The following is an 11,349-nucleotide window of genomic DNA, read 5'->3' as shown; positions in this document are numbered from 1 at the left end:
GAAATGTCCGACTGAAGTCGGACCCACAGCGGGTGGCGCACATTCGACCTTAGCGCAACGCGTGCCGCACCCCGACCCGCTCGAGCAAGGTCACTGTCTCGCACAGCGGCAAGCCGACCACCGCGCCATAGCTGCCATCGATGCGTTTGACGAGCGCGCCGCCCAGTCCCTGTATGCCATAGGCGCCGGCCTTGTCAGCGGGTTCGCCGCTGTGCCAGTAGGCAGCGATGGTCGCGTCGTCGAGCGCGCGGAATTCCACGCGCGTCCTCACCACTTCGCTGTGATGGCGGCCATCGACACTGACCACCACCGCCGTCATCACTTCGTGCCAGCGACCCGACAGGCGCGTGAGCATGCGGCGCGCGTCGTCCTCGTCACTCGGCTTGCCGAAGATCTCGCCATCAACGGTGACCGTGGTGTCGGCCGCCAGCACCACCGCGCCGGGCGCCAGGTGTTCGCCGCCGGCGCGTGCCTTGTCGCTCGCAACGCGCAGCACGTAGTCGGCGGGCGCCTCACCCGCATGCTGCGATTCATCGACCTCGACGTCGACCAGCACGAACTCGACGCCCACGAGACGCAGCAGCTCGGCGCGACGCGGCGAGCGGGAAGCCAGATGCAACATGCGAGGGATTCTCTTAGGGTCGGTGATAGGGATGACCGGCGAGGATGCTCGCCGCGCGGTAGAGCTGTTCGGCGATGACGACCTGCACGAACAAGTGCGGCAAGGTCAGGCGTGACAGTGACCAGCGTTCGGCCGCGCCGTCGACGAGCTGCGTATCGAAGCCGTCGGCGCCGCCGATGGCAAGCGTCAGGTGCTTGTGCCGTTCGCGCCATTGGCCGAGTCGCTGCGCGAGTTCGACACTGCTCCAGTGTTCGCCCCGTTCGTCGAGCACAACGAAATGGGTACCGGCTTTCAGTGCCGCCTTGATGCGCGCGCCTTCATCGCGTCGGCGCACCGTGCTGTCGACGCCGTCGGCGCCGGGATTGAGGTAACGAAAGTTGAGTTCGTCGCTGCGCTTCAGGCGCCTTGTGTAGTCGGCACAGAGCTCGCTGACCCAGGCCGGCGGGCGGCGGCACACGCACAGCACGTCCACCACCATGGTCGAGGACCGCTACGCCTGGCCCGCTTCGATTTCGATGGGCGCGCGCTGCTCCCAGAGTTTTTCGAGCTGGTAGAAGGCGCGGGTCTCGGCCTGCATGACGTGCACCACCACGCCGCCGAGATCGATCAGCACCCACTCGCTTTCGCGTTCGCCTTCGATGCCGATGCGGGTATGGCCGAGTTCGCGCGCGGTTTCCATGACGCGATGGGCGAGCGCCCGCACCTGTCGCGATGAGCGGCCGGAGGCGATGATCATGTAGTCGGTGATGACGGTCAGCTTGCGCACGTCCAGCACGCGGATGTCGACCGCCTTGCCGTCATCGAGCGCCGCCGCCACACGCTTGGCGAGATCGGCCAGGGCCTTGTCTTCTTTTTTGCTCATGGGAAATACAGCGAGTGTTCGGTGATGAGGTCGTCGACGGACTCCGGCACCAGGTGCCGAATGCTACGGCCGGCGGCGCGACGCGCGCGCAGTTCGCTGGACGCGATCGGAAGCAGGGGGATATCGAGAAAGAACACCCGGCCGGCGCACGTGTCATGGAGTGCATCCACGTGCGCAGCCTGCGCATTCGCGACCAGTTCGTCAAGCGCGGGGTCGTGGGTGGTGCCGATGTCGGGCCGCGATGCCACCACGATATGGGCGAGCGACAACACCTCGTCGGCGCGATGCCAGCGCGGCAGACCATGGTAGGCGTCGAGCCCGATGAGCAGCACCAGCGAGCGCTCGGGCCAGCGTGCGCGCATGTGCGCCAGGGTGTCGACGGTGTAGCTCACGCCGCCGCGCTCGATCTCGCAACGATCGACCACCAGCGGCGGACGCGCCGCCGCTTCGAGCATCGCCGCGCGCATCGGCGGCGACGCGACCGGCGCGTCGCGATGGTAGGGCAGGCACAGGGGAATGAGCCGTACGTGGTCGAGCGCGAGCGCCTCGCAGGCTTCGATGGCGAGGCGCAGATGACCGTTGTGCACGGGGTCGAAGGTGCCGCCCATGAGACCGATGGGACGCAGGGCGGCGCGCGCGCCGGCCGCCGCGCTCATCGCCCGCCGCTCCCGCCCATGGACTCAGGCGCGGATATGGCCGTCTCCCAGCACGATCCACTTCTGCGAGGTGAGGCCTTCGAGACCGACCGGGCCACGCGCATGGAACTTGTCAGTGCTGATGCCGATCTCGGCGCCGAGGCCGTATTCGAAACCGTCGGCGAAACGGGTCGAGGCATTGACCATCACCGAGCTCGAATCGACCTCGGCGAGAAAGCGCCGCGCATTGACGAAATTCTCGGTGACGATGGCATCGGTATGCTGCGAACCGTAGCGCGCGATGTGATCGAGCGCGGCATCGAAACCGTCGACCACGCGCACCGCGAGGATGGGCGCCAGGTACTCGGCGTACCAGTCGTCTTCGCTGGCTGCGATGACCTTGTCATGGAGCGCGCGACTGCGCTCGCAGCCTCGCAGTTCGACGCCCGCCTCGTGCAGCGCCGCGAGGATGGCGGGATAGAGCCGCGTCGCCGCGGCGGGCGTCGCGAGCAGGGTCTCCATGGTGTTGCAGGTGCCGTAGCGCTGGGTCTTGGCGTTGACGGCGATGGCCAGGGCCTTGGCGGCATCGGCGCTGTCGTCGAGAAACACGTGGCACACGCCATCGAGATGCTTGATGACCGGCATGCGCGCCTCGCGGCTGACCCGTTCGATGAGGCTCTTGCCGCCGCGCGGCACGATCACGTCGACGTACTTGTCCTGCGCGAGCAGCGCGCCCACCGCCGCGCGGTCGGTGGTGGCGATGACCTGCACGGCGGTGGCCGGCAGCCCGGCCTGTTCGAGGCCATGGTGCACGCACTCGGCGATGATTTGATTCGAGCGCAGCGCTTCCGAGCCGCCGCGCAGGATGGCGGCATTGCCGGATTTCAGGCACAGCGCCGCGGCGTCGGCGGTCACGTTGGGACGCGCTTCGTAGATGATGCCGACCACGCCCAGCGGCACGCGCATGCGCCCGACCTGGATGCCGGTCGGACGGAATTCGAGATCGGTGATGCCGCCGATGGGGTCGGCCAGTGCCGCCACTTCGGCGACGCCAGCCGCCATGGCCTCGATGCGCGACGGGTTCAGCGTCAACCGTTCGACCATTGCCTCATCGAGACCGCCGGCAGCTTCGACGTCGGCGCGATTGGCGGCGAGGATGTCGGCGGCCTTGGCGCGCACGCGCGTGGCGATGGCGAGCAACGCGGCATTCTTGTCGGCGCTGGTGGCGCGCGCCATGGCGCGGCTCGCGGCGCGCGCCGCGCGCGCCACGCCCTCGACGTAGGCGCCGACCTCGTCGCTCCTGGCGTTCAGTGATGTGATTGTTTCAGCCATGCCCATTCCTAGAGCGTGCGCATGAGGCCATCGATGCCCCGCGCGCCGCCCATCTTCATCGTCAGAATTTCGATCTCGTCCCAGGGCTCGCCGCTGCGCGCACCCTTGACCACGGTGTCGATGAAATTAGCGTACGCCAACAAGTGCATGAGGTCATCCGTGCCGAGCCGTGACAGCATGCGTTTCATCATGCCGCGGCGGTTGCTCCATACGCGATATTGCTCGAGCGCGGCGTCCACCGGCGTGCCGCGCGCAACGCTGTGGGAAATGCCGGCCAGCTGGCGCAGTTCGCGGCCCAGCGCCCAGTTGAGCAGCAAGGGCTCGGTGCCTTCCTCGCGCAGGCCGCGAATGATGCGCAGCGCGCGCGCCAAGTCGCCGGCCACCACCGCGTCGGCCAGTTGAAAGACATCGTAACGCGCGCTGTCGCGCACCGCGCCCAGCACGTCGTCCTCGCCGATGAGATCGGCATCGACCAACAGGCACAGCTTTTCCACTTCCTGAGCGGCGGCCAGCATGTTGCCTTCCACGCGGTCGGCGATGATTTCGGCGGCGGCAGGCGCCAGGCGCTTGCCGAAACGCGCGGCGCGACGACCCAGCCATTCCGGCAGCGCGGCGCCGCGCAGATCGCGGCTCGCCACGCACACCGCGTGGCTCTCGAGGGCCACGAACCACTTGGCCTTTTTCATCGTTCCATCGGGCTTGCCGGCGCTCACCACCACGATGTCGTCGGCCTGGCCGCGGCTCGCGAGCTGTTCCAGGATCTCGGCGCCGGCCTTGTCGGGTTTGCGTTCGCCGAGCCGGATCTCGAACAGGCGGCGGCTCGCGAACAGCGACATCGCGTTGCCTTCGTCGGCCAGCGCCTGCCAGTCGATACCGGTCTCGGCGTCGAACACGCGCCGCTCTTCGATGCCGGTTTCGAAGGCGCGCTTGCGCACCGCGTCGGCGCATTCCATGAGCTGCAGGGGTTCGTCGCCGTGAAAGAAATACACCGGCGCCAGCGGCTGCGCGCGCAGCCGTTCATGCAGACGCTCGGCGCTCAGTTGCACGGGCGTCAGCCCTTGGGGTCGGCGCGCGGCGCCTTGGCGGCCGGCGCCGGCAGGTCTATCGATTCGAGGCGGAAGATCAGCGAGGTGGCGGCCGTTTCCGCGAGATCCTGCTGCACGGTGTTGTCCTGCTCGACGGTGCCGAGCAAGGAGCCTTCGTCGAACACGTAATCGAGCTGGAAGGTCAGCGGTTCGCGCGGCACCAGCAGCTTGCCGTCGCCCGAACGCACGGTGAAATGCGCGAGCAGGCCCAGCTCGATTTCGCGCACCTTACCGGTGCCGGGGTCGACCGACAGGATGCGACGCTCGTAACGCTCGTCTTCAATCTCGATCACCAGGTCGGCATCGGCACGTCGACGCACCACTTTCAGACCGCGGTTGTAGAGCTCGTGACGCACCGCGATCAACACCCGTTCGGCGTCGTCGCCTTTCAGGTAGACCTTGCGGAAATTGTGCGTCGAAGCAGGATTGGAACCGCGCAGGTACCAGCCACCGCAACCGTTCAAGCTGAGCGCCAGCAACAGCATCAACAGGGCAAGGCGGGCGCGCTGCGACATGCTTGCTTACTCCGCCACCACCACGTTCACCAGCTTGCCGGGCACGACGATGATCTTGCGCATCTGTTTGCCGGTGACGAAACGCTGCACGTTGTCGTCGGCCAGCGCAATGGCTTCACAGGTGGCCTTGTCGGCTTGCGCCGGCACGCTCACCACCGCGCGCTTGCGACCGTTGACCTGCACCACCATTTCGACCTCGTCGCGCGTCAGCGCGGAAGCATCGGCCTTGGGCCAGGCCACCTGGCTGAGTTCGTCGTCGTGACCGAGCGCCTGCCACAGCACCGCCGTGATGTGCGGCACGATGGGCGCGAGCAGCAACACCACGGTGGTGAGACCCTCCTGGCGCACCGCGTGGGCGGCGGCGCTGTCGACCGTCATGCGCGACAGGTGATTCAACAATTCCATCACCGCCGCGATGGCGGTGTTGAATTTGTAGCGGCGGCTGACGTCATCGCTGACCTTGACGATGGTCTCGTGGATGTGACGACGCACGGTCTTGAGTTCGTCGGTGACGCTGCCGGCCTCGCCCGGCACGCCCTTGGCGGCGTGCTCGGTGACCTGGCGCCACAACGACTTCAGGAAGCGGAACTGGCCTTCGACCGCCGAATCGGACCACTCCAGCGACTGGTCGGGCGGCGCCGCGAACATGGTGTAGAGGCGCACGGTGTCGGCGCCGTACTTGTCGATCAGGGCCTGCGGATCGATGCCGTTGTTCTTCGACTTCGACATCTTCTCGACCGCGCCGATGGTGACCGGCAGGCCGTCGGCCTTGGCGCGGGCGCTGATGGCGCGGCCCTTGGCATCGAGCTCGACGTCCACCTGGGCGGGATTGAAGTACTGCTTGCGGCCGTTCTCGCCGTCGCGGAAATAGGTCTCCTTGCACACCATGCCCTGGGTCAGCAGGCGCTTGAAGGGCTCGGCCGATTTCACCAGGCCGGCGTCGCGCATGGCCTTGTGGAAGAAGCGCGCGTACAAGAGGTGCAGCACCGCGTGCTCGATGCCACCGATGTAGATGTCGACCGGCATCCAGTAGTCGGCGCGTGCGTCGACCATGCCGGTGCTGGCATCGGCGCAAGCGAAGCGCGTGAAATACCAGGACGATTCGAAGAAGGTATCGAAGGTGTCGGTCTCGCGGCGCCCCGGCCGGCCGTCGGGCAGGGTCGCCTGGGTGAAGGCCGGCATGCTGCGCAGCGGCGAGTTGACGCCTTCCCAGGCGACGTCTTCCGGCAGCACCACCGGCAGGCGCTCGGGCACCTCGGGCACGACATTGCCGTCGGCGTCGTACAGCACCGGGATCGGACAGCCCCAGTAGCGCTGCCGCGACACCAGCCAGTCGCGCAGGCGGTACTGGGTGCGCCGCTCGGCGCGGCCCTGGCCTTCGAGGCGGGTGGCGATGGCATCGAAGGCCTGGTTGAAATCGAGGCCATCGTATTCGCCGCTGTTCACCAGCACGCCGTGCTCGGTGTAGGCCTCGCGTTCGATGTCGACGGCGGCGCCGTCCAGCGGCCGCACCACCTGGCGGATCGGCAGGGCATTGCGCTGGGCGAATTCGTGGTCGCGATCGTCGTGGGCCGGCACCGACATCACCGCGCCCGTGCCATAACCCATCAGCACGAAATTGGCGACCCACACCGGCAGCGGCGCGCCGGTCAGGGGATGGTCGACCGTGATGCCGAGCGGCAGGCCGCGCTTTTCCATGGTTTCCAGGATCGCTTCCGAGGTCGACTGGCGCTTGCATGCTTCCAGCAGCTCGGCGACCTGGGCGTCGCGCGCCGCGGCGGCCACCGCCAGCGGATGCTCGGGGGCAACCGCCATGTAGGTCGCGCCCATCAGCGTGTCCGGACGGGTGGTGAAGACTTCCAGGTCACCCGTGCCATCGGAGAGGGCGAAGCGGATCAAGAGGCCCTGGGAGCGACCGATCCAGTTGCGCTGCATGGTCTTGACCGCTTCCGGCCACTCGTCCATGCGGTCCAGTTCTTCCAGCAGCTCATCGGCGTAGGCGGTGATGCGCAGGAACCACTGCGGGATCTCGCGCCGCTCGACCGGTGCGCCGGAGCGCCAGCCGCAGCCGTCGATGACCTGTTCGTTGGCGAGCACCGTCTGGTCGACCGGGTCCCAGTTCACCACCGCGGTGGCGCGGTAGATCATCCCTTTCTCGTAAAGCTGGGTGAAGAACCACTGTTCCCAGCGGTAGTAGTCCGGGTCGCAGGTGGCCAGCTCACGGTCCCAATCGTAGGCGAAGCCCAGGCGCTGCAGCTGGCCGCGCATGTAATTGATGTTGTCGCGCGTCCACTTGGCGGGCGGCACGTTGTTCTCGATGGCGGCGTTCTCGGCCGGCATGCCGAAAGCGTCCCAGCCCATGGGCTGCATCACGTTCTTGCCCTGCATGCGCTGATAGCGGGCAATCACATCGCCGATGGTGTAGTTGCGCACATGGCCCATGTGCAAGCGCCCGCTGGGGTAGGGGAACATGCACAGGCAATAGAATTTTTCCTTCGCAAGGTCCTCGACCACCTTGAAGGTCTGCTGGTCGCGCCAATGGTCCTGCACGACCGGCTCGATGCGCGCCGGTTCGTAACGCTCGGTCAGGAGTTCGCGCTTCAATTCTTGGCGCACGCTGCAATGCCCTTCTGCTTGGAAATCGGATGAACCTGCGCCGGTCGTCACCCCGCATTGGGCAGGATGAGGCGGGGATTTGCAGGGCCGGTGAGCATACAGGAGGGCCATTTTCGGCGCAAAAAAGATGCCGGTTCCGCTGCGGAACCGGCCAAGCCCCGGCGTACCGAGGAGGGTTGGGGGATTGCTTTACTTGGCCGAGGCGGCCGTCACGCGCTCGCGGTTCTTGTCCAGCGTCGCGGCGCCGATGCCCTTGATCTGCAGCAGGTCGTCGACGGTCTTGAACGGGCCGTGGGCTTCACGATAGTCGACGATGGCCTGGGCCTTGGCCGGCCCGATGCCGACCATGCCGGCGGCGAGCGCCTCGGCCGAGGCGGAATTGAGATTGACCGGCTCGGCCGCGCTGAGGGCGCAGGACAGGGCCAGCATGAAAATCATGATCAGACTTCTGAGTGTGGACATTCCATGTCTCCTTTAGGATTCCCTTGGGCTGTGCGACTGGCGGGCTTCGTCCTGAAGCCGCCCGGCACGAGGCCAGCATAGGCAGCGCGACCGCGCGTGGCGAGCCGTGACCGGGCGCGGCGACGGGCCTCGCACCGGGATTTTTTCCCGGCGATGCCAGCGCACGACGCAGCGGCGGGTGACGGCGCTGCGCTAGACTCGTGGCAATTTCACGGCATCGTCATAAATTCCACGTACAAATGTCACGCAATCAACGGGAACAGACGCACAGCGAGCCGCCATGAGCGCCAACATACTCATCGTCGAAGACGAACCGGCCATCCGCCAGATGCTGGGCTTCACCTTGGCCGGCGACGGCTACCAGTTCACCGAGGCCGGCGACGTCGAGCAGGCGCAACAGGCGATGGGCACCCTGACCCCCGATCTGATCCTGCTGGACTGGATGCTGCCCGGCATCAGCGGCGTGGATTTCGCGCGGCGCCTGAAGCGCGACCCCAAGACCAGCGCCATCCCCATCATCATGCTGACCGCGCGCGGCAGCGAAAACGACAAGGTCAAAGGCCTCGACACCGGCGCCGACGACTTCATCACCAAGCCGTTCTCGACCCGCGAATTGCTGGCCCGGGTGCGCGCGGTGATGCGCCGCGCCCACACCGGCGGCGAGCAGGACGTCATCGAGATGGGCGCCATCAAGCTCGATTCCCAGACCCACCGGGTGCTGGCCAACAACCGCCCGGTGGAACTGTCACCGACCGAATTCCGCCTGCTGCAGTTCTTCATCACCCACCCGGAGCGGGTCTATTCGCGCAACCAGCTCCTGGACAGCGTGTGGGGCAACCACGCTTATATAGAAGAGCGCACCGTCGACGTGCACATCCGCCGCCTGCGCAAGCTGCTCGAGCCCTACGGCTGCGAGGCCTACATCCAGACCGTGCGCAGCGTCGGCTACCGTTTTTCGGTGCTGACCGAGTAAGGGCCGCAGGCTGACGGCCGGGGGCGCTTCATCCGGACCACCGAAAGGGCGATAATCCACCCACACTTCTCGAAGGTCTCCCCTTATGCAGCAACGCGATGCCTGGCGCCTTGCCGCACTCTTCCTGGCCGCGCTGCTGGTCGGCACGCTGTTGGGGCGCACCAAGTGGTGCCTGCTGCTGGCCGCGGTCGGCTACATCGTGTGGATGCATACCAAGCTCGAACTGCTGCTGTCGTGGATGCGCGATCACAAGACCCACGAGCCGCCCGAGGCGCCCGGCGCCTTTGAAGAGCTGTCGCTGGAAATCGACTACCTGCGCGAGCGCCACAAGAAGCGCAAGAAGAAACTCGCCAGCTACTTGAAGCAATTCCAGCAGGCCACCCGCGCCCTGCCCGATGCCACCGTGGTGCTGGATGCACACAACGAAGTGCGCTGGGCCAACAACGCCGCGCGCCGTGATTTGGGCGTGCGCTGGCCGGAAGACGTCGGCCAACGCGTCACCAACCTCGTGCGCCTGCCGGCGCTGCGCGCCTTCATCGAAAAGGCCGAGGAAGGCGAGGCCATCGAGATCCAGAGCCCGACCGACACCAAGCGTTATCTCTCGGTGCTGCTCGCGCCTTACGGCCGCGACCAGCAGCTGCTGGTGGCGCGCGACGTGACCCAGCTGCATCGCGCCAACGAGATCCGTCGCGATTTCGTCGCCAACGTCTCCCACGAGCTGCGTACGCCGATCACGGTGTTCCGCGGTTACCTCGAAACCCTGGAGGCGCAGGCCGACCAGGCGCCGCCGGCGTGGCGACCGGCGCTCACACAGATGGCCGCCCATTCCGAGCGCATGCGTCAGCTGGTCGAGGAATTGCTGCTCTTGTCCAACCTCGAGCGCGAGGATCGCGTGCCGCAGCCGGAAGTGGTCAACGTTTCGGAGCTGGTGGCCGACGCCCACGCCCGCGCGCGCGAGCTGAGCGAGCAGCGTGAACATCTCTTTTCACTGGAAATCGACCCACACCTGCGCCTGCGCGGCTCACGCAGCGAGCTCTACAGCGCGTTTTCGAATCTCATCTTCAATGCCGTGCACTACACGCCGGAACGCGGCGTCGTCCGCATCCGCTGGTATGGCGACGACAGCGGCGCGCATTTCGAGGTGGAAGACAACGGCATCGGCATCGGCCCCGAGCACATCGAGCGCCTCACCGAGCGCTTCTACCGCGTCGAACAGTCACGCGTGCGCAGCGCCGGCGGCACCGGCCTCGGCCTCGCCATCGTCAAGCACGTGCTGGTGCGCCACAACGCCACACTCCACATTGAAAGCACGCCCGGCAAGGGCAGCCGCTTCCGCTGTGATTTCCCGATGAGTGAAGTGGTGGATGTGCGGGAAGAGCAGGCGCCGCGGGTGCGCGACGCGGGGTAAGCGTCGCTCAAGCCAGTAGGTGCGAATTCATTCGCACATTACAAACCGAAATGTTGCGCATTGCCTGGCCATGAATGTGCGAATGAATTCGCACCTACAGAGGCGGATTCGCGTATTCATTCCGCGTCGCGGCGTAGCTCCTGCTCGACCTGCTCCAGCGCCACGTGCCGCACGTCCTTGCCTTCCACCAGGTAGATGACGTTCTCGCAGATGTTGCGCGCATGATCGCCGATGCGCTCGAAGGCGCGCACCGACAGCACCGCGTCCAGCACGCGCGTGATGGAGCGCGGGTCTTCCATCATGTAGGTGATGAGATAGCGCATGATGGCGTCGGTCTCGGCGTCGATCTCGCGGTCTTCCTGGGCGATCCTGAAGGCCGATTCCGAATCCATGCGCGCGAAGGCGTCGAGCGCGGCGCGCACCATGCGGCGCACGTGATGGCCCATGGACAGCATGCCCATGTAATAGGAGCTGATGCCGCCCGAGCCGCGCAGGTTCAACACCAGGCGCGCGATCTTCTCGGCCTCGTCGCCGATGCGTTCGAGGTCGGTGATGGTCTTGCTGACCGACAGCACCAGGCGCAGGTCGGTGGCGGCGGGCTGGCGGCGCAACAGGATCTCGGTGCAGTCGTCGTCGATTTCGACTTCCAGCGCGTTGACCTTGAAGTCGTTGACCGCCACGTATTCCGCTTCGTCGAAATCGCCCTTGGCGAAACACTCCAGCACCTTGTGGATGTGCTCCTCGACCAAGCCGCCCATCGCCAGCACTTTGGAGCGGATGTCCTCCAGCTCCTTGTCGAACTGGTGGGAGATGTGGTGGGTGAGGCGCGACATGGTCAT

The 11,349-nt window shown here is 66.4% G+C and carries 12 protein-coding genes; 2 read left to right on the top strand and 10 right to left on the bottom strand.

From position 1 onward, the window contains the following. Positions 1-49: 49 nt before the first annotated feature. From maf to IPM80_06170, 9 genes are all read right to left on the bottom strand, one after another. The gene (gene maf / locus IPM80_06210) at positions 50-622 is read right to left on the bottom strand and encodes a septum formation inhibitor Maf (protein MBK8958019.1); all 573 of its coding nucleotides are present in this window, start codon (positions 620-622) and stop codon (positions 50-52) included. Positions 623-635: 13 nt separating this feature from the next. After that, positions 636-1,100: a 23S rRNA (pseudouridine(1915)-N(3))-methyltransferase RlmH gene (gene rlmH / locus IPM80_06205; protein MBK8958018.1), complete on the bottom strand. Its 465-nt coding sequence runs from the start codon at positions 1,098-1,100 to the stop codon at positions 636-638. A gap of 12 nt (positions 1,101-1,112) precedes the next feature. Beyond that, positions 1,113-1,484: a ribosome silencing factor gene (rsfS, locus tag IPM80_06200; protein MBK8958017.1), complete on the bottom strand. Its 372-nt coding sequence runs from the start codon at positions 1,482-1,484 to the stop codon at positions 1,113-1,115. Further along, a complete protein-coding gene (gene nadD / locus IPM80_06195; protein ID MBK8958016.1) occupies positions 1,481-2,140 on the bottom strand; it encodes a nicotinate-nucleotide adenylyltransferase in 660 nt (219 codons plus the stop codon). Before nadD ends, rsfS begins: the two co-directional genes overlap by 4 nt. Positions 2,141-2,164: 24 nt before the next feature. After that, the gene (locus IPM80_06190) at positions 2,165-3,457 is read right to left on the bottom strand and encodes a glutamate-5-semialdehyde dehydrogenase (GenBank protein ID MBK8958015.1); all 1,293 of its coding nucleotides are present in this window, start codon (positions 3,455-3,457) and stop codon (positions 2,165-2,167) included. A 2-nt stretch (positions 3,458-3,459) separates the two neighbouring features. Continuing rightward, entirely contained in the window at positions 3,460-4,497 is a 1,038-nt protein-coding gene (holA, locus tag IPM80_06185; protein MBK8958014.1) for a DNA polymerase III subunit delta, read from the bottom strand. A gap of 5 nt (positions 4,498-4,502) precedes the next feature. Further along, a complete protein-coding gene (locus IPM80_06180; protein ID MBK8958013.1) occupies positions 4,503-5,051 on the bottom strand; it encodes a hypothetical protein in 549 nt (182 codons plus the stop codon). Between the two features lie 6 nt (positions 5,052-5,057). Next, on the bottom strand, positions 5,058-7,778 hold the full coding sequence (locus IPM80_06175; GenBank protein MBK8958012.1) for a leucine--tRNA ligase: 2,721 nt from the start codon (positions 7,776-7,778) through the stop codon (positions 5,058-5,060). Positions 7,779-7,856: 78 nt separating this feature from the next. After that, the gene (locus IPM80_06170; GenBank protein ID MBK8958011.1) at positions 7,857-8,129 is read right to left on the bottom strand and encodes a helix-hairpin-helix domain-containing protein; all 273 of its coding nucleotides are present in this window, start codon (positions 8,127-8,129) and stop codon (positions 7,857-7,859) included. A 280-nt stretch (positions 8,130-8,409) separates the two neighbouring features. Here IPM80_06170 and phoB point away from each other — a divergent pair, with 280 nt between their 5' ends. Both phoB and phoR read left to right on the top strand, forming a co-directional pair. Continuing rightward, positions 8,410-9,102 (top strand): phosphate regulon transcriptional regulator PhoB, encoded by a 693-nt coding sequence (gene phoB, locus IPM80_06165; GenBank protein MBK8958010.1) that lies wholly within the window; start codon positions 8,410-8,412, stop codon positions 9,100-9,102. Positions 9,103-9,187: 85 nt separating this feature from the next. Then, on the top strand, positions 9,188-10,510 hold the full coding sequence (gene phoR / locus IPM80_06160) for a phosphate regulon sensor histidine kinase PhoR (protein ID MBK8958009.1): 1,323 nt from the start codon (positions 9,188-9,190) through the stop codon (positions 10,508-10,510). Between the two features lie 116 nt (positions 10,511-10,626). Here phoR and phoU read toward each other — a convergent pair whose 3' ends face one another. After that, positions 10,627-11,349 (bottom strand): phosphate signaling complex protein PhoU, encoded by a 723-nt coding sequence (phoU, locus tag IPM80_06155; GenBank protein MBK8958008.1) that lies wholly within the window; start codon positions 11,347-11,349, stop codon positions 10,627-10,629.

This window comes from Pseudomonadota bacterium, from assembly GCA_016719885.1.
GTDB lineage: Bacteria > Pseudomonadota > Gammaproteobacteria.
Note: the sequence above shows the minus strand (reverse complement) of the source record. Positions and strands in the feature narration are given on the sequence as shown.

Excerpts from the sequence above, each read along its gene's own strand:
- maf (MBK8958019.1), bottom strand. The coding sequence starts at position 622 with ATGTTGCATCTGGCTTCCCGCTCGCCGCGTCGCGCCGAGCTGCTGCGT.
- rlmH (MBK8958018.1), bottom strand. The coding sequence starts at position 1,100 with ATGGTGGTGGACGTGCTGTGCGTGTGCCGCCGCCCGCCGGCCTGGGTC.
- rsfS (MBK8958017.1), bottom strand. The coding sequence starts at position 1,484 with ATGAGCAAAAAAGAAGACAAGGCCCTGGCCGATCTCGCCAAGCGTGTG.
- nadD (MBK8958016.1), bottom strand. The coding sequence starts at position 2,140 with ATGAGCGCGGCGGCCGGCGCGCGCGCCGCCCTGCGTCCCATCGGTCTC.
- IPM80_06190 (MBK8958015.1), bottom strand. The coding sequence starts at position 3,457 with ATGGGCATGGCTGAAACAATCACATCACTGAACGCCAGGAGCGACGAG.
- IPM80_06180 (MBK8958013.1), bottom strand. The coding sequence starts at position 5,051 with ATGTCGCAGCGCGCCCGCCTTGCCCTGTTGATGCTGTTGCTGGCGCTC.
- IPM80_06175 (MBK8958012.1), bottom strand. The coding sequence starts at position 7,778 with ATGGCCCTCCTGTATGCTCACCGGCCCTGCAAATCCCCGCCTCATCCT.
- IPM80_06170 (MBK8958011.1), bottom strand. The coding sequence starts at position 8,129 with ATGTCCACACTCAGAAGTCTGATCATGATTTTCATGCTGGCCCTGTCC.
- phoB (MBK8958010.1), top strand. The coding sequence starts at position 8,410 with ATGAGCGCCAACATACTCATCGTCGAAGACGAACCGGCCATCCGCCAG.
- phoR (MBK8958009.1), top strand. The coding sequence starts at position 9,188 with ATGCAGCAACGCGATGCCTGGCGCCTTGCCGCACTCTTCCTGGCCGCG.
- phoU (MBK8958008.1), bottom strand. The coding sequence starts at position 11,349 with ATGACCATGTCGCGCCTCACCCACCACATCTCCCACCAGTTCGACAAG.